The following is a 17191-nucleotide window of genomic DNA, read 5'->3' as shown; positions in this document are numbered from 1 at the left end:
CGGCTTGAAGCAGCAGTCACTATTTATATGGATCTGCCGCATCTCTAAGACCATCACCGAGGAAATTGAAGGCAAGTATGACGAATATCACTGGCACGACCGGCAGCAGCAGCCAAGGATAAAGTGCGATAGCGCTGACGCTTCGCGCTTCTGTGAGAAGAACGCCCCAGCTTGTGATCGGCGGGCGAAGACCGAGGCCGAGGAAGCTCAGCGTCGTCTCGCCAAGGATCATGCCCGGGATTGTCAGCGTCGCGCTGGCAATCAGGTGAGACATGAAACCGGGGATCAGGTGCCGCCCGATGATGCGGGTACTTCCAGCGCCCATCAGCTGTGCGGCAAGCACGTAGTCCTCTTCGCGCAACGACAGCAGTTTCGAGCGCACCGCGCGCGCAAGCCCTGTCCAGTCGAGCAGACCGAGGATGAAGGTGATGCCGAGATAGATGACGAGCGGGCTCCAGTCGGCCGGCATCACGGCTGCAAGCGCCAGCCACAGCGGAATGCTGGGGATCGATTGCAGTACCTCGATGATGCGCTGGGTCACCGTATCAAACCAGCCGCCCCAATAGCCGGCGATGCCGCCGATGACGATGCCGAGGATGAAGCTGGTGGCCACGCCGAGCAGGCCGATCGTCAGCGAGATCCGCGCGCCGTAGAGAATGCGCGACAGCATGTCGCGGCCGAGCCGGTCGGTGCCGAGCAGATGGAACTGGCCGCCTTCCGCCGGGCAGACCAGATGCGTGCTCATCTCGACGACGCCCCAGAACCGGTAGGGATCGCCCTGGCAGAGAAAGCGCAGCTTTTGCACATCGGCCGTGTCGTCGGAATAGTTCCGCCGCAGTGTCGTCATGTCCAGGTCCATCTTCTGGCCATAGACGAAAGGACCGACGAAGTTACCCTTGTGGAACAGATGCACCGATTGCGGCGGCGCGTAGATGAAATCGATATTGCGGGTATGCACCTTGTAGGGCGCCAGGAACTCGACGACCACGATCATCAGATAGGCGATGAGCAGAAGGATGCCGGAAATCAGCGCCAGCCGGTGCCGTTTGAAGCGCCACCACATCAGCTGCAGCTGCGACGCCTCGTGAACCTTCAGCGCGCCGCCATCGGCATCGCGCTCGATCTCGTAAGGGTCGAAGGCGCCCTCGCGGACATAATGCGGCAGCTTGCCCGCGTCGCTGCTGTCGATCACCGTCATTTGGTTCTCCCGCCGCGAAGCCTGATGCGCGGGTCGAACATCGCAAGCGCAATGTCTGAAATCAGCACGCCGATAACAGTAAGGAAGCTGAGGAACATCAGGAACGAGCCGGCAAGATACATGTCCTGGCTCTGCAGGGCGCGGATCAGCATCGGACCTGTGGTTTCGAGCGAAAGCACGACCGCGGTGATTTCAGCCCCTGAAATGATCGAGGGCAGGATCGAGCCGATATCGGAGATGAAGAAGTTAAGCGACATCCGCAGCGGATACTTGGTCAGAACCTTGAACGGATGCAGGCCCTTGGCACGCGCGGTCATCACATACTGCTTGTGCAGCTCATCCAGAAGATTGGCCCGAAGCCGCCGCACCATGCCGGCTGTCCCGGCGGTGCCGATGATCAGCACGGGGATCCAGATATGCTCGAGGATCGACTTGAACTTCGCCCAGCTCATCGATTCCGACATGTACTGCGCGTCCATCAGATGGCCGATCGACGTGCCGAAATAGATGTTGGCGAGATACATGAGAACGAGGGCCAGCACGAAATTGGGAACGGCAAGACCGATCAGGCCAAGAAGCGTCAGCCCGTAATCACCCCAGCTATACTGGTGGGTGGCCGAATAGACGCCGATCGGGAAGGCGAGAACCCAGGTGATGATGATGGTCAAGGTGGAAACGAGGATCGTCAGCCACACCCGGTCACCGACCACGTCCGTGACAGGCATGCGGTATTCGAACGAATAGCCGAAATCACCGGTCATCATGCCGGCCACCCAGTTGAGGTAGCGGATCGGCTCGGGCTGATCGAAACCGTAACGGGCACGCAGGTCTTCGATCTCCTGCAGATCGGCCTTTTCGCCCATCGCCTTCAGCTGTTCGACATAGCTTTCGAAGTAGTCACCCGGCGGCAGCTCGATGATCGTGAAGATCAGCATCGAGATCAGCACCAGCGTCGGGATCATCACGAGGATGCGCCAGATAATGTAGCGGAACATCAGGCAGTTTCCTCGTCATACCAGAATGCATCCGGCAGATAGACGCCGAGATAGGATGTGGGGTCGAAACCGTAGAGCGCCTTCGACGGCACGTTTTGCAGCTTGGACGATTGCACGACGGGCTGCAGCGTGGCGTTGACGATGCCGATCGTAAAGACCTGGTCGGTAAACAGCGCCAGCATCTTGTGCCAGACATCCGTTCGCTGATCGAAGCCCTCTGCCTTACGCCATTCACTGTAAAGGTCCAGCAGCGCCTTTGCCTCGGGAAGATCAGGCGCCTTGCCATCGCTGCCGCCGGAAAGCGCATGCAGTCCCCAGATCGACCATTGCAGCTGGTCGTCGCTGGTCGGTGCCAGTTCCTTCGGCGCCATGTCGGCAGTTGGTACGCCATTGTCGAGGCCGCCGCCGACCGACATAATCGCATCGCCGCCCTTCACCCGCCGGCGCAGAAGCTCACGCTGGGCGACATGCGGGTAGATCTTGATGCCGACCTGCAGCAACTGGTCGCCGATCAGTTCCAAGGCATCGGTCTCGAACGTGCTCTCGCCGGTAATCTCGATGATGATCTTTGCCAGCCTGCCATCGGGCAGGCGGCGCATGCCCTCACTATCATCCATGGCAAGACCGATCTCGTCGAGCAGCTGGTTCGCCTGATCAGGATCGAACGCCGCCCAAGCCTTCTGGTATTCCGGCTTGAACAGCGGGCTGTCGGGTAGGATCGAATTGGAGCTCTCGGTCGCAAGACCATAGAACACCGCCTTGTTGATTTCGCCGCGATTGATCGCAAGAGACATCGCACGCCGGAAGCGCACGTCGCGGAAGAGGTTGCGCCAGCCTTCATCCTTGCAGTTGAGGTTGGGAAACAGCGCCATGCGCGATCCTTGCGTCCGCTTCCACAGATCCACCTTCAACGGGTAGCGCTGCTCGGCATTCTTCAGGAACGTGTAATCGGCAAAATCGAGGTTGGTCACCTGCAGGTCGCTCTCGCCGGTGCCGGTCTTTGCGGCGATCAGGTCCGCGGAGGAGACGTCCAGCATCACCTTGTCGATATAGGGAAGCTGCAGGCCGTTTTCGTCGACGCGGTAGTAATAGGGGTTGCGCTCGAACACGAAGCGCTCGGCCGGCGGCGCCGTGCGGTTGCGCCAGGCATCCAGCGTCGGCAGGTTCGGGTTTTCCGGCCGCACCACGCGCGACATCTTCTGGTGCAGCGCCGCCCAGTCGTCCACCCGTTCGCGGGCGATATGCTGTGCCAGCAGCTCTTTCGTCTGGTAGCGCATATGGAACTGCTTCATGTAGGCAGCGGGGAACATCAGACGGGTTGGCGAAGGCGAAGCCTGGTCGGCGAGGAAATCTGGATTGGGATCGTCCCAGCTGTAGCGCACGGTGCGCGCATCGATCACCTCGAACCGCGGCGGCTTGCCGTTGATCATCAGCCCGGCCGGCGGTCCGCCTTTGGCGAGCTTCTTTTCGTGAAAAACGTCATCCCAGACATAGCGGAAATCATCCGCCGTGAACGGGCTTCCGTCCGACCATTTATGGCCTTCACGCAGATGGAAGGTGAAGACGCGGTCGTTCTCGACCTCGTAGGCTTCCAGAATATCGGCTTCCAGCTTCAGGTCGGAATTGTATCCGACAAGCCGGCTGTAGCAGTTGATCGGCATGAAGCGGATGTCGCGCTGACCGCCGATCAGCATCCGCATCGAACCGCCGTAACGTCCGGGTTTGAGCCCGCGCTCTGCAAGGTTGAGGACGCGCGGCGTCTTCGGCAGACGCTCCTCTATGGGCGGCAGCGGCGTCTCGGTCGGGATCTGCGCCAGATAGTCGGACTGGCTAAAGGCCGCAAACACCCGCGCCGGGATTGCGGTTGCACCCGCGACCGAGCCCAACAGGGCCAGCATATGCCGTCTGGAAATCGTCATCCTGCCACAAGCTCCCGCGCATCGACATTGGTGCGGGCAAGAACCAGATGCCCGCCGCCGAGATCCACATGGGTCAGCTGGTCGCTATCCTTCTCGTCGAGGAACTGCTTGCCCCAGATCTTCATGGCCGATGCCGTCGGCGTGCCGATCGTCTCGAAATCCAGCTTGTGGTCGAGGCTCGGCAGAGGCACGGCGGCCAGCAGTTTCTTCGTATAGGGATGAACAGGTGCCCGCATGATGGTTTCGCAGGGGCCAATCTCCACGATCCGCCCCGCATACATCACCGCCACCCGGTCGGCCATGTAGTTCACGACCGCCAGATTGTGCGAGATGAACAGATAGGTCAGCCCGAGTTCGGACTTCAGGTCCTTCATCAGGTTCAGCACCTGCGCCTGGATCGACACGTCGAGCGCCGAAACCGGTTCGTCGCAGATCACCAGATCCGGCCCGAGAGCAAGCGCCCGCGCGATCCCGATGCGCTGGCGCTGGCCACCGGAAAACGAATGCGGATAGCGCATCAGCGCGCTTTCGGGCATGCCCACCGCATGGATCAGCCGGCGCACCGCTTCCTGCCGCTTGGCGAGCGGGCCGCGGTCATGGATGTCGAGCGGTTCGCGAATGATGCTGCGAACCGGCATGCGCGGCGAAAGTGATGAGACCGGATCCTGGAACACCATCTGCAGACGGGTCCGCAGATCGTCCAGCACTTCGCCTTCGCAGTTGAGCACGTCGACCGGACCGTTTTCGCCGTTATAGACGACGCTGCCGTGATCGACCGACAGTCCGCGCATCAGGATCTTGCTGAGCGTGGTCTTGCCGCAGCCGCTTTCGCCCACGAGCCCGAGCGTCTCGCCGCGGCGGATCTCGAAGCTGACATCGTTGACCGCCACCGTCCGATCGGGCTTTGCCCCGAAACCGAAGCCTGCACCCTTCTTCGTGACGAAGCTCTTGGTGACGTGGTTGACCGACAACAGTACCTCGGGAAGGACCTTTTCGCTCTTGCGCCGTCCCATGAGGCCGACCGTATCAACCTTGATTTCGCGCAGCGGCTTCAGGCGTTCCTCGCGTGGCCTGTCGAAATCCGGCACCGCTGCCATCAGCCCCTTCGTATAGGGATGCTGCGGATTGCGGAAAATGTCCGAGGCGGAGCCAGCCTCCATGACCTCGCCGCGATAGACCACCACCACTTCATCGGCCATCGAGGCGACGACACCGAGATCGTGGGTGATCAGGAGCATCGCCATGCCGAGCTTGGCCTGCAACTCCTGCAGCAGCTTGAGGATCTGCGCCTGGATCGTCACGTCGAGCGCCGTCGTCGGCTCGTCGGCGATCAGAAGCGCCGGGCGACAGACTAGTGCCATGGCGATCATCGCACGCTGGCGCATGCCACCGGACAGTTCGAATGGATACATATCGAACACGCGGGCAGGCTTGTCGAAGCCGACCAGAGACAGCGTCTCCTCACTCGCCTCGCGCCGCTCGGCAGGCGACATCGCCGTATGGATTTTCAGGCTTTCCTCGATCTGGTTGCCGACCGTGTGGATCGGCGAGAACGAGGTCATCGGTTCCTGAAAGATCATGCCGATGCGGCTGCCGCGGATGGCGCGGATCTGCCGCCCGTCGCGGGGCAGCGCAATCAGATCGACGGACTGGCCGGTCGCTGGATCGTCGAACACCGCGCGCCCGGAAATCTTGGCGACGTCGGTCTCGATCCCCATGATCGCGCGGCCGAGAGCCGACTTGCCGGAACCGCTTTCGCCCACCAGTGCCGTGACCTGGCCCGGGCGTATCCGCATGCTGAGATTCCGGACCGCCTGGATCGCGCCGCCCCAGACCGGGAACGACACGTTCAATCCTTCGATGCGGAGAACTTCCTTCGGTGGGTTCATCAATGAAGTCCGGCTCCCGGAGATTGGAGCAGAGAGGTAAGATTGATCGATTGCAAAACACGGTAGCGCACGCTCGTGCACCTGTCCATTGCAGCAACCCCGCTGCCGATCGTCCCTATCATGCGCCCCCCTGCATGTCGGTTGACATCTGCGCCAATAAGCCTGACCTCTTGGCGGAGATCGAGAAATTCGAGTGTTAAACGCATATCCCCTAGGAGCGTTGCGTGACAGCGAGGTGAAATTACACGTGCCAGCCGAAAAGTCTGACCAGAAAACCTATAAGCGCAAAATCACCGATGCCCGCGCCCTGATCGAGGCCGGAAAACTGGAGGAGGCGCAGGCCGCTCTAACAGCACTTTCCGCCGACAAAACGGTGATGACGACGGATGTTCTGGGCGAGCGCACGGCTCTCGGAATGCCGCGCAAGCTTCACTCCGCATGGCTGAAGCTTGCGAAGGCGGAGGGCGACGCAATCGGCCGCGTCGGTCTGCAGCACGGCCTCGTCCCCGATCCCGCCGTGATGGCGCCGTTCATCACCTTCGATGCAGACGAGAAACGGTTGATGGCAGAGCTTGGGCGAAAGCCGGTGCCGCGCATTATCCACCAGATCTGGATCGGCACGCTGCCGCTGCCGCCAGCCGTCGCGCGCTGGGAAAGCCATGCAAAGGCGACCGGCTTCGAATACCGCCTGTGGCGCGAGGCGGATCTCGAACAGCTCGGCATCGCAAGCCATCCCGCCTATCTTGCCATGCTTGAAGACGGAGACTATCCGGGCGCCGTCGATGTCGCCCGCTATGCCATTTTGCTGGAGCATGGCGGCATCTATCTCGACTGCGACTGGTATCCGACCCGCGAGGATATCGGTTTTGGCGATCTCCTGCCGCTGATCGGTCTCGGCGCCATCGCCGAGGATGTGGCGCGCGATGTCGGGGCGGGAAGCCTTCTTCTTGCCAATTCCTTCATCGCCACACCGCCCGGCCATCCCGCCTTTGCAAAGATGCTTGCCGTGTTTCCCGACGTGATGGCGGCGCTGCCGCAGGCGCCCGCCTGGTGGTCCACAGGTCCGCTGATCATGACCATGTTGTTTCGGCAGACCAATGTGTTCCTCGCCCCCTTCGGCCTCGTCGCCGCCTCGCTAAAGCGCGGCGCACCGATTGCAGAAGTCGAGAAAGCCTGCGCGGACGCGGTTGCGTCCGGAGAGGGCCTGCTGGTCGCCTGGAAGAGCTGGTAGGCTCGAAGCGATCAGTAACGCGTCGGGTTAGAGCCCCAGCAAGACCCGGGCCGAGCGCCAGCGGCAAGCGGGGTGATCCGCCGTCACGCCGAACAGCAGGTCGAGGAAATGCCAGGCACTGTCGTCATGTACGAGATGATGGCCAAGCACGCCGATCACAGGCGCCCGGTCCGGTGCCTCGATCAGCGCGATCGTTTCCGCGATCAGATCGGCAGCCGGCCTTCCGCCGCGCGTTCCGTGCCAATCCATGATGTCAACATGGCTGTTGAGCATCGCAACCGGCGCCGTCTTTTCCGGCCCGAAGGTCGATAGCGCCGCAAACCCAAGCTCTGGCAGTTTTTCGATCAGTTCCTGTGAGATCCGGTTCCACGGCGGCACCAGCATCGGCACGAACCGGGGGGCGTGCAGCTCTGCCATTTTGTCGAACCCATGCTTCAGCTCGGACACGATATCGGGCAGGGGGCGATGGCTCCCCAGTTCCTGCTTCTTCTCATCGGGACCCGAATAGCTGCGATGCGACCAGCCATGCACAGCGACGTCGAGATGCGGCTGGGTGTCGAGATAGGATGCGAGATCAGCGCCTGTCTTTTCGGGGATGACAGCAAGCGTCGCTGGCACCGAAAACGCATCGGTCATGGTCGCAAGCTTTGCCAGCTGTTCCGTCGGTTCCACAGCATCGTCGTCACGCAGCCAGAAATCGATCCGCCGTCCGTCGTCGGCGAGCCGATCAAGCGCCAGCCTCAGGTCGTTTTCGGTCATGCTCATTCCTTTGCGCCAATCGTGGTGATGATCTCGTCGAGCCTCCCGGCCGCAGCGGTGATCGACCGTTGCGACACGACGAAATCCCGCGCCCCTTGGCCGAGCCGCAGCCGTTCCGTCTCGTCGTCCAGCAACCGCTCGATGGCCGCCGCATAGGCGGCCGCATCTCCCGGTGGCGTCAGAATGCCGCCGATCCCGTCCGTCACCACTTCAGGCACGCCGGCGCCGTTTTCCGCCACGACAGGCACGCCGGATGCCTGCGCCTCCAGATAGGAAAGCCCGTAGGCTTCCGAAACCCCCGGCCATGTCAGCATCGATGCGGTCGAAAGCAGCGCTGCAACCTCCTCGGCGCTCTGCAAGCCCATCCACTCCACACGCCCGGCAAGCGCCCCCTCAAAGAGAGCCTCCACCTCAGCCCGCATCGGCCCGTCGCCGATCGCCGTGAGGTGCCAGTCGTCACGATGGGCAATCTGCTTCAGCGCCTCGGCAAGCGCTGCATAACAGGCAAACTTGTTGCCCGGCCGCATCATGCCGACAGCCACCAGCCGCCCCGGTTCGGGCGATGGCGCGCGGGCCAGATAGGGCGTCGGATCGATAAACGGAAACAGCCGCGAAAGCTTCGCATCCGGCACCACCTCTGCAAGCCCGCGTCCGTCGCGACCGGTGAAACAGATATTGGTCGCCGCCAGTGCGACCGCATCCACTACAATTTCCTGCGCTTCCACCCACTGCCCCAAATTGCGCCGATGCGAATAGGAGGCTTCCGCCGTCACATAGGGAATGTCGAAACGACGGCAGAGGGTAGGGCCGATCAGGTCCGGCGCCTTGTAATAAAGGTGGTAGGTAAACCACAGGTCCGGCAGTCTCTCGCCGAGTGCCAGTCGTCTTTCCCACTCAGTCGAAATCCGCTCGACCTCGTGCGCCGCCTGCGCATCGCGTTCCCCAGTCGACGAGGTCTGCTCGGGCAGAAACGCGCGGAACTCCGAAACCAGATCGACCTTGTGTCCTTTGACCCCAAGGATCTCGATCAACTGGCGCGCCATCAGCCGGTCGCCTGAGGGAACGGGATGGTTCGGCGATTTCAGCGGCGCGTAGAAGGCGATGTCCATGCTGTGGGATAGCATCCGTCACGCCAGCGTGAAAAGCCCGATCTCTTGACAGAGCCAGTCGTTGGGCTCACCTGATGGCTTCCCAGTTCGAATGCCTCCGGAGTGCCATCCTTGAACCAGCAATCGCCACAGGCGGCGGATCTTTTGTCCGCCATCGAAGACAAGCGCGCAATGATCGGCGTCATCGGCCTCGGCTATGTCGGCCTGCCGCTCGCCATGACGGTCGCCCGTGCCGGCTTCAAGGTCACCGGTTTCGACATCGATCCGGCCAAGATGACCGCGATAGAAGCGGGCAAGAGCTATATCGAGGCCGTGCCCGACGACGTGCTGGCCGCCGAGCGAAACGCCGGCCGGTTCCAAGCGACCACAGATTTCGCACGCCTTGCCGAATGCGACGTGATTGCCATCTGCGTGCCGACGCCGCTCACCCGCCACCGCGAACCGGACCTCTCCTATGTCGCGAAAACCTGCGAACAGATCGCCAGCACCCTGCGCAAGGGCCAGCTCGTCGTGCTCGAATCCACCACTTATCCCGGCACCACCGAAGAGGTGATGAAGCCGATCCTCGAAAAGACCGGGCTGGTTGCGGGCGAGGATTTCTTCCTCGGCTATTCGCCGGAACGCGAAGACCCCGGCAACCGCGATTTCCAGACCTCGACCATTCCGAAGGTCGTTGCCGGCGATGGCGAAGCGGCCTCCGCCATGGTCTCCGCATTCTATGGCGCCGTCGTCGAAACCATCGTTCCGGTCTCCGGCACCCGCACGGCGGAAGCGGTGAAGCTCACGGAAAACGTGTTCCGCGCCGTCAATATCGCGCTCGTGAATGAGTTGAAGATCGTCTACGAGCGGATGGGGATCGACGTCTGGGAGGTGATTGCCGCCGCCAAGACCAAGCCGTTCGGCTACATGCCGTTCTATCCAGGCCCGGGCCTCGGCGGTCACTGCATCCCGATCGATCCGTTCTACCTCACCTGGAAATCACGCGAATACGACCAGCCGACCCGCTTCATCGAACTTGCCGGCGAGATCAACACGGCGATGCCGCGCTATGTCGTCGACCGGCTGGCCGAAGCGCTCGACCGCATGCTTGGCAAGGCGCTCAGCCGTTCGCGGGTTCTCATCCTCGGTCTCGCCTACAAGAAGAACGTGCCCGATATCCGCGAAAGCCCGTCGCTGCGGCTGATGGAACTGCTTCTGGAACGCGGTGCCGACGTGGCCTATCACGACCCTTACGTCTCCGAAGTGCCGCGCACCCGCGAATACGGTCACCTGATGGGTCGCAAGTCCGTCCCGCTCGATCAACTCGGCGATTTCGATGCCGTCGTCATCGCCACCGATCATGACAGTTTCGACTACCAGGCGATTGCCGATGGTGCGCCGCTGGTCGTCGATACCCGCAATGCGATGGCCAATCGCGGCATCACGTCGCAAACCATCGTCAAGGCGTAACCGTGCCCTATCTCAACGCTTGATCGCCGGAAAAGGGAAAGCAATGAGCAGACTGGACAGCTTCATCAACCGGATGACCGCGCAGCGCGACATCCTCAATCACATCAAGAACGATCTCGGCCTGCCGGCTTCGGGTGATGTCTACGAGGTCGGCATCGGCAACGGCCGCACCTATAGCCATCTGCGCGAGCTGTTCGCCGACCGCCGCATCCTCGCCTTCGACCGCTCCAACGGCGCCCACCGCACAGAAGCGCCGTCCGAAGACGACGTCGTGCTGGGAGAGATCAAGGATACCGGCCAGGCTTATGTCGGCAAGAACGCTGCCCTCGTGCATGCGGATATCGGCACCGGCTATCCGGATGCGGATGCGAGAACCTTGCAGTGGTTGCCGCAAATGGCGGCTGGCATGCTCGCGTCAGGCGCCTATGCCGTCAGCGGCCTGCCGCTCGACCACCCCGATCTTGAAGAACTGCCGCGGCTGCCCAGTGTGGAAGAGGGTCGCTACTTCTATTATCGCAAGCGATAAACAGGCCGTGAAACGGGCGTGAGGACCAGCGCCACGCCCGTGTTCCGCCACAAAATCAGGTCAGAGAAAACCTGTCGTCAGCATCGCTGACCGAGTGTCCAAGGCGCGCAAATGGCATCGTTTGCGCGCTCAAAGACCAGCGGATGAGCCGAGGGAAAGGCTGTGGATAACCTGTGGATAACGGCCGATGACGGGCAATCAGGCGTGCTGACGGTCCCGGCGCATGTCGTCCATGCGGGCACCACGGATCGTTTCGGCGAGCGTCCGGCTGATTTCCATGCTCATGCGCGGATTGTCGGAGATCACCTTGAAGAAGGCATCCTTGGTAATGCGCAGAACATCGACCTCAGTCACGGCACGTGCTGTCACGGCCTGCGAGCAATTGGAGAGAAGGCACATCTCGCCGATAATGGAATTGCACCCGGCCTCACCGATCTTGGTCTCGGAATTCGCCGAACCGCTGATCATGTCGACCTTTCCGCACAGGATCACGTAGGCAGCATCGCTGCTGTCACCCTGTGAGAAAATATCCTGCCCCGGTTCGTAGAGAACGCGGTCGGAGGTAAAGGCAAGCAGCTTAAGTTTGCACGGATCGACCCGGCAAAAATAAGGAACTTTCTTCAGCAACTGCACTTCATCGTTGAGCAACATGGTTTCCACCATTTGGTCATCTTGTTGGCGGCTGCGATATTATGCCACCAACGATTTAAAAATACCACTCTTTGTATCCAGAGCCTCAAAAGAGTCGTCTTCGGCCACGGATCCCTTGTCGAATACGATAACACGATGAAACAATCGTGACAGGGCAGTATTCGACAAAACCCACGCCACAGAAGGATTATTGTCCTGCTGAGCGAGGAAGTGAAGCACATTCTTAACAATTTCTTCCTGAGCCCTCCGATCGAGGCCCGGAAGGGGCTTGTTGAAGATGTAATAATTGGAGCGCCGCACCAGCGCTCGGGCCAGGCTCAGCTTGTGGCGCTGGACCAGTGTCAGCCGCCGGCCGCTGGCGCCCATGTCGTAGTCCAGCCCGATGCCGATAAAGCTTTCATAGAGACCCATTTCGCGCAGCAACTTGCCCGCCACGTTGCGGATCTTGGTCGGCGCGTCGGCGTTGCGTTGCGACAGCTTGCCGAACAGGATGTTTTCGCGAAGCGTCGCCGAGCCCATGTATTTGTGCGGATCGTAGCGCTCGATGCGGCTGCGCAGCGATGCCGGCAGGTTGGCATAGAAGATGTCGCGCGTGGCAACGATCTGGTTCATGATCTCGGCGGTCAGGACGCCGAAGCGGTAGCGTGGCTCGATATAGTAGAGGCTGAGCTTGACCACCGCGCGCCGGTCGTCCTCGCTGGGCTTGAAGTCCCGTCGGCTGCGCTTGCGCTTCAAAAGCTGCTCGTAGAACGCGATATCGTCGGTGGTGATATGCTCGAGCTGCTGGAACAGCGGATGTTCCGGCGGCAGGCCCTGGAAGATTTCCGACAGGTTTTCTGCGATCGAAAGTCCCATGTCGTAGAACAGGTCGAACAGATTGGCCGTCTTCAACACTTCGAAGACATACTCTCCCTCGGCCAGTTCCATATCCAGTTCCGCCGACTGGCGCGTCGCCGCAAACAGCAGGTTTTCCCGCACCGTCGCTTCGGTGTTGTAGGCGCTGAAATCGAAATAGGAGACGAGATTGCCAAGCCCCTGACTGGCGAGTTCCTCGCGCAGGGCAAACCGCATCTCGACGACACGACCGGTCAGTTCCTCGTGTTCGGCCGGGTCGAGATAGGAATGCAAGGCCAGTTCCATCACGTCGGCTGTCAGCTGCACCGCATCGAGGGCCCTCAAGACCGACTGCTTGACATCGTCTTCGCCGCCTTCCGATACGGAGGTGGATCGACGGTCGATCCAGTCGACGGACGGATCGTGCGTCGTGTTTCCGGCGCGTTCGGCTTCGCTCATTTTCCAGCGCCGCCGCAGCTTCTTATGTTTGGGTTCGTCTGCGGACTTCTCCTGCACGGCCGGCGCGTGCTTGAGCCCGTAGAGAAGATTGTCCTTGAGCGTCCCGTGGAAAAAGTAGCTGTCGGCCGACGCATAGGAGACCTGACGCCCGGTCACCGCTTCCGGCAGTTCCAGAAGGTCAACCTCGCCCAGCATCACGCGGCCCGATGCCGGCCAGGTAATGCGGCCAAACGCTTCCGCCGTCGCTTCGGCGCCGATGCCGGCATTGTCTATCATCGCCACCAGCTCGCCGGGCTCGATCTTGAGCGTGACGTTTTCGGCGATATGGGCGCCGCTGCCATCGACGATGGTGAGGTTGAGCGCGGCGAGGGGAGACGGCGTATGGTCAGGCACATCGTGGGCGAGCGCATGCAGCGTCGGCGCGATCAGGACGCCCGGCTCAAACTGTTCACGCACCTGTTCGTATTTCACCTGAACGTCCTGGCGTGCCTGGTCCCAGTCGATCAGCTCCTTCAGCGGGCCCGGCAGGTCCTTGTAGGCGTTGATGACGGCCACCAGCTGGCCGACGTCGAGCGTGCCGCGCAAGGCAAAATAACCGCCGATCGAATAGAAGAGAAACGGCGTCAGCTGCGACAGGAAATTGTTGACGAACTTGACGATGAATTTCCACCGATAGAGGTCGTAGCGGATCTGGAAGATCTGCCCCAGCCGGTCGGAAATATCGGCACGCTCGTAATTGCTGGTGTCGTAGCTGTGGATCGTGTCCATGCCCTCGACAATCTCGCCCACCTTGCCGGCCAGATGCCGGGCGGTGATCTGCCGCTGACGGCCAAGATCGATCAGGCGACGGCGCATCTTCGGAATGATGCCGACCTGGATCGCCACCATGAAGGCTGCGATCAGCCCAAGCCACAGGTTCTGCAAAAGAATGAAGGTGAGGGCGGCGATCGCCTGTCCACCCAGCATGGCCGGCTGCACGAAAGCGTCACCGGTAAAGCCGCCGAAAGGCTCGACCTCGTCCTTGACCATGCTGGAGACTTCCGCACCGCGGATCTGCCGCATCGTGCTTGGCGGAAACCGCAGAAGACGGTCCACCAGCTCGTAGCGGATACGGCGCAGCAGCCGTTCGCCCAGGCGTCCCTTATAGGTGTTGATGTAGAACTTGAACAACCCGTTGACGATGACGAGCAGCAGGAAAACGCCCGAAAGCGCCATCAGCGTCGCCAGCCGGTTGAGCTCGAAGCCTTCGAAACCGAAGGACCACTGCGTCAAAGGAATGGTGAACTGGAACGCGAGAAAGGGCCGGGTTGCGGCCGCCATCTCGAACCCTTCGCCCTGGATCGGCCCGTTGATGATCTGCTTGGGAAGGTCGAACGCAAGGAAGTACGGAATCATCGAAATCAGAACGATCGCGAGAACCCATAACTGCTGCGGTCGCGTATGATTCCAGATATAACGAAGTAGATGTTTTTCCATCGGCAACGGATCTCAGTTCCCGAGGCTGGATTGCACAGCGCGCCTCCCGGAAGGGTGAAGGGAGGCATGATATAGGTGGATCCGCCGCTTGTGCAAACGTCTCGTGCACGATGCTGCTTGATTAGGCGATTGGTTCGCCGCCAAGTGTGGCAAACCTGCCGGGATGGCTAAGGGCCGGGTTCTGCACCCGGCCCATCAGTGTTTGAAAATTCCTGTTTTAAATCAACGGTCTTTGTCGCCCGATGTCAGGATTTGGGCAGCTTCCGCGCCGCTCACCCGGCGGATGTCCACGTCGTCGCGGCGGGCGGCAAACGCGTCGGTTGCCATCAGCAGTTCGGCAAGATCGGCCGGCAGGGAGAGAATCACGCGGTCGCCCTGCACTGGCTCGCCGCGGCGGATGCCGCCAAGTTCGCCGCGCTTGGCTGTGATCATGCCGCCGGCGACCGTGTTCAGCGTATCCGGGTCGATCAGGATGAAGGCACCGGTCGAGCGGTTCTGCTCGTAGGTGTCGAACACCGCCTGCTCTTCGAACGACAGGCGCACCTTGCCAATCGCGTTCATGTCGAGGCCGGACGCATGCGGAGCCCAGCTGCCCGACTGCAGGTCGAGCTGCGAGATCGGCTCCACCGCCACGCGCTGGCGGCGCGAACCGCTTTTCAGCCAGTAGCGCTTGCCGGGCTCGATGCCGCCAGGCTGCAACGCCACCATCTGCGCCTCGAAGCTGACGCCGGTCATCGGCTGGCCGTCGAGCGAAGCGATCACGTCGCCGCGCGCGACATCCACCTGTCGGTCGAGCACCAGCGTGATCGCGTCGCCGGCGACAGCTGCGTTGCGCACGAGGTCGAAGGTGACGATCTGCTTGACGTTGGCGATCGTGCCAGACGGCAGGATGACGACGCTGTCGCCCGGCTTGATCGAGCCGCCCGCAACCGTGCCCTGATAGCCGCGAAAGCTTTCGCCGGGACGCGAGACACGCTGGACGGGAAGGCGAAAGCCACCGGTCTGCGTGGAGCGTGTCGTTGCCAGTTCCAAAGCGTCGACCAGCGTCGGGCCTTCATACCACGGCATCGTGGACGTTGCGGGATAGACGACGTTTTCGCCCTTCAGCGCCGACATCGGGATCGCGGTGATCTGGCGAACGCCGAGCGACAGCGCGAATTCGCGGAATTCATGGCTGATGCGGTCGAAGATCTCGCGGTCGTAGTTCACGAGGTCGAACTTGTTGACCGCGAGAACGAACTGCCGGATGCCCATCAAGGATGCGATCGTCGCATGCCTACGGGTCTGTTCCAGAAGCCCGACGCGGGCGTCCGCAAGCAGAATGGCGAGATCGGCCGTCGAGGCGCCGGTTGCCATGTTGCGGGTATACTGCTCGTGGCCGGGCGTGTCGGCCACGATGAACGAACGCTTCTCGGTCGAGAAATAGCGATAGGCGACGTCGATCGTGATGCCCTGTTCGCGCTCCGCCTGGAGACCATCGAGAAGCAGCGCGAAATCCGGCAGGCCGAGATCGTTCTGGCCGCCGCTATCGCGGGCAAGCGTCACCGCTTGGTCTTCCTTGACGGCCTTGGTATCCCAGAGAAGCCGGCCGATCAGGGTCGACTTGCCGTCATCGACGGAACCGCAGGTGATCAGCCGCAGCGGCCGCACGTCACGGGTGATCTTGGCAGCGGATTCCGCGAAGGGTAAAATGGTGGCCGAAGCGGCGGTGGATGTTGCTGTCACGCTCATCTCAGAAATATCCTTCACGCTTCTTCTTTTCCATCGAACCCGACTGATCGCGGTCGATGGCGCGGCCCTGCCGTTCGGAAACGGTGGCGATTTCCAGTTCGGCGATGACTTCTTCGAGGTTGGAGGCCGTCGAGCGGATCGCGCCGGTCAGCGGGAAGCAGCCGAGTGTGCGAAACCGGATCGAGCCATGCTTTATCTCTTCGCCGGGAAGCAGTTCCAGCCGCTCGTCTTCGGCAAGGATCATCATTCCGTCGCGCTCCACGTAAGGGCGCTCGGCAGCGTAGTAGAGCGGCACCAGCGGAATGTTTTCCGCCTGGATGTAGCGCCAGATATCCACTTCGGTCCAGTTCGACAGCGGGAAGGCGCGCACGCTTTCTCCCTTGCGGATCATGCCGTTATAGACGTTCCAAAGTTCCGGCCGCTGGTTGCGCGGATCCCATTTATGGTCCGGCGTGCGGAACGAATAGATCCGTTCCTTGGCGCGGCTTGCTTCCTCGTCGCGTCGCGCGCCGCCGAAGGCTGCGTCGTAACCGCCGGCATCCAGCGCCTGCCTCAGCGCCTCGGTCTTCATCACGTCGGTATAGAAGGACGAACCATGGGTGAACGGCGTGATGTTTTCTTGCCTGCCGCGGACATTGCTGTGGACCACGAGGTCGAGATCGTAGTCCTCTGCGACCTTGTCGCGGAACGCGATCATTTCCTTGAACTTCCACGTCGTGTCCACGTGCAGAAGCGGGAAGGGCACGCGACCCGGGAAGAAGGCCTTGCGGGCGAGATGCAGCAGGACGGAGGAATCCTTGCCGATCGAATAGAGCATGACCGGGTTTTCGAATTCGGCCGCCACCTCCCGGAAGATGTGGATCGCTTCGTTTTCCAGGGCCTTGAGATGAGGATCAAGCGGCGGGCGGGAAACGGGCGGGTTCTTGATTTCCGTTTCCTGTACTGACAGGGGCATTTCAGTCTCC

Annotated in this window: 13 protein-coding genes; 3 read left to right on the top strand and 10 right to left on the bottom strand. The window is 61.4% G+C overall.

Features of this window, described 5'->3' with window-relative positions; translation table 11 throughout:
* Positions 1–19: 19 nt before the first annotated feature.
* From ASG19_RS02350 to ASG19_RS02335, 4 genes are read right to left on the bottom strand one after another with little or no spacing between them, the layout of a single operon-like run.
* Positions 20–1198, bottom strand: a complete 1179-nt coding sequence (locus tag ASG19_RS02350; RefSeq protein WP_062453561.1) for an ABC transporter permease — start codon at positions 1196–1198, stop codon at positions 20–22.
* Positions 1195–2193 (bottom strand): ABC transporter permease, encoded by a 999-nt coding sequence (locus ASG19_RS02345; RefSeq protein WP_062453560.1) that lies wholly within the window; start codon positions 2191–2193, stop codon positions 1195–1197. The genes ASG19_RS02350 and ASG19_RS02345 overlap by 4 nt, the downstream gene beginning before the upstream one ends.
* On the bottom strand, positions 2193–4112 hold the full coding sequence (locus ASG19_RS02340; RefSeq protein WP_062453559.1) for an ABC transporter substrate-binding protein: 1920 nt from the start codon (positions 4110–4112) through the stop codon (positions 2193–2195). Before ASG19_RS02340 ends, ASG19_RS02345 begins: the two co-directional genes overlap by 1 nt.
* Positions 4109–6001 carry an ABC transporter ATP-binding protein gene (locus ASG19_RS02335; protein WP_062453558.1) on the bottom strand — a complete coding sequence of 631 codons (1893 nt, stop codon included), beginning with the start codon at positions 5999–6001 and terminating at the stop codon, positions 4109–4111. Before ASG19_RS02335 ends, ASG19_RS02340 begins: the two co-directional genes overlap by 4 nt.
* A gap of 247 nt (positions 6002–6248) precedes the next feature.
* Between ASG19_RS02335 and ASG19_RS02325 the strand changes: the two genes are divergently transcribed.
* Positions 6249–7232 (top strand): glycosyltransferase, encoded by a 984-nt coding sequence (locus ASG19_RS02325; RefSeq protein ID WP_062453556.1) that lies wholly within the window; start codon positions 6249–6251, stop codon positions 7230–7232.
* 27 nt (positions 7233–7259) lie between these two features.
* Here ASG19_RS02325 and ASG19_RS02320 read toward each other — a convergent pair whose 3' ends face one another.
* Positions 7260–7991, bottom strand: a complete 732-nt coding sequence (locus ASG19_RS02320) for a polysaccharide deacetylase family protein (RefSeq protein WP_062453555.1) — start codon at positions 7989–7991, stop codon at positions 7260–7262.
* Positions 7992–7993: 2 nt separating this feature from the next.
* Positions 7994–9100: a glycosyltransferase family 4 protein gene (locus ASG19_RS02315; RefSeq protein WP_062453554.1), complete on the bottom strand. Its 1107-nt coding sequence runs from the start codon at positions 9098–9100 to the stop codon at positions 7994–7996.
* A 171-nt stretch (positions 9101–9271) separates the two neighbouring features.
* Here ASG19_RS02315 and ASG19_RS02310 point away from each other — a divergent pair, with 171 nt between their 5' ends.
* Together ASG19_RS02310 and ASG19_RS02305 are read left to right on the top strand one after the other, a co-directional pair.
* On the top strand, positions 9272–10549 hold the full coding sequence (locus ASG19_RS02310) for a nucleotide sugar dehydrogenase (protein ID WP_062454808.1): 1278 nt from the start codon (positions 9272–9274) through the stop codon (positions 10547–10549).
* 43 nt (positions 10550–10592) lie between these two features.
* Complete coding sequence (locus ASG19_RS02305; RefSeq protein ID WP_062453553.1) at positions 10593–11075, top strand: class I SAM-dependent methyltransferase; 483 nt, start codon at positions 10593–10595, stop codon at positions 11073–11075.
* A 198-nt stretch (positions 11076–11273) separates the two neighbouring features.
* Here the strand turns inward: ASG19_RS02305 and ASG19_RS02300 are convergent, their stop codons facing one another.
* The 4 genes from ASG19_RS02300 to cysD all read right to left on the bottom strand — a co-directional run bounded on the left by ASG19_RS02300 (position 11274) and on the right by cysD (position 17181).
* Positions 11274–11726: a Crp/Fnr family transcriptional regulator gene (locus tag ASG19_RS02300; protein ID WP_062454806.1), complete on the bottom strand. Its 453-nt coding sequence runs from the start codon at positions 11724–11726 to the stop codon at positions 11274–11276.
* Between the two features lie 39 nt (positions 11727–11765).
* On the bottom strand, positions 11766–14495 hold the full coding sequence (locus ASG19_RS02295) for an ABC transporter transmembrane domain-containing protein (RefSeq protein WP_062453552.1): 2730 nt from the start codon (positions 14493–14495) through the stop codon (positions 11766–11768).
* 222 nt (positions 14496–14717) lie between these two features.
* Positions 14718–16226: a sulfate adenylyltransferase subunit CysN gene (gene cysN, locus ASG19_RS02290; protein ID WP_062453551.1), complete on the bottom strand. Its 1509-nt coding sequence runs from the start codon at positions 16224–16226 to the stop codon at positions 14718–14720.
* A gap of 1 nt (position 16227) precedes the next feature.
* Complete coding sequence (gene cysD / locus ASG19_RS02285) at positions 16228–17181, bottom strand: sulfate adenylyltransferase subunit CysD (protein ID WP_062453550.1); 954 nt, start codon at positions 17179–17181, stop codon at positions 16228–16230.
* Positions 17182–17191 lie beyond the last annotated feature (10 nt).

It is taken from the genome of Rhizobium sp. Leaf306 (assembly GCF_001423425.1).
In the GTDB taxonomy this organism is placed as follows: Bacteria; Pseudomonadota; Alphaproteobacteria; order Rhizobiales; family Rhizobiaceae; genus Neorhizobium; species Neorhizobium soli.
This window is presented reverse-complemented; position numbering and strand designations above follow the sequence as displayed.

Excerpts from the sequence above, each read along its gene's own strand:
- ASG19_RS02350 (WP_062453561.1), bottom strand. The coding sequence starts at position 1,198 with ATGACGGTGATCGACAGCAGCGACGCGGGCAAGCTGCCGCATTATGTC.
- ASG19_RS02345 (WP_062453560.1), bottom strand. The coding sequence starts at position 2,193 with ATGTTCCGCTACATTATCTGGCGCATCCTCGTGATGATCCCGACGCTG.
- ASG19_RS02340 (WP_062453559.1), bottom strand. The coding sequence starts at position 4,112 with ATGACGATTTCCAGACGGCATATGCTGGCCCTGTTGGGCTCGGTCGCG.
- ASG19_RS02335 (WP_062453558.1), bottom strand. The coding sequence starts at position 6,001 with ATGAACCCACCGAAGGAAGTTCTCCGCATCGAAGGATTGAACGTGTCG.
- ASG19_RS02320 (WP_062453555.1), bottom strand. The coding sequence starts at position 7,991 with ATGACCGAAAACGACCTGAGGCTGGCGCTTGATCGGCTCGCCGACGAC.
- ASG19_RS02315 (WP_062453554.1), bottom strand. The coding sequence starts at position 9,100 with ATGGACATCGCCTTCTACGCGCCGCTGAAATCGCCGAACCATCCCGTT.
- ASG19_RS02310 (WP_062454808.1), top strand. The coding sequence starts at position 9,272 with ATGATCGGCGTCATCGGCCTCGGCTATGTCGGCCTGCCGCTCGCCATG.
- ASG19_RS02305 (WP_062453553.1), top strand. The coding sequence starts at position 10,593 with ATGAGCAGACTGGACAGCTTCATCAACCGGATGACCGCGCAGCGCGAC.
- ASG19_RS02300 (WP_062454806.1), bottom strand. The coding sequence starts at position 11,726 with ATGTTGCTCAACGATGAAGTGCAGTTGCTGAAGAAAGTTCCTTATTTT.
- ASG19_RS02295 (WP_062453552.1), bottom strand. The coding sequence starts at position 14,495 with ATGGAAAAACATCTACTTCGTTATATCTGGAATCATACGCGACCGCAG.
- cysN (WP_062453551.1), bottom strand. The coding sequence starts at position 16,226 with ATGAGCGTGACAGCAACATCCACCGCCGCTTCGGCCACCATTTTACCC.
- cysD (WP_062453550.1), bottom strand. The coding sequence starts at position 17,181 with ATGCCCCTGTCAGTACAGGAAACGGAAATCAAGAACCCGCCCGTTTCC.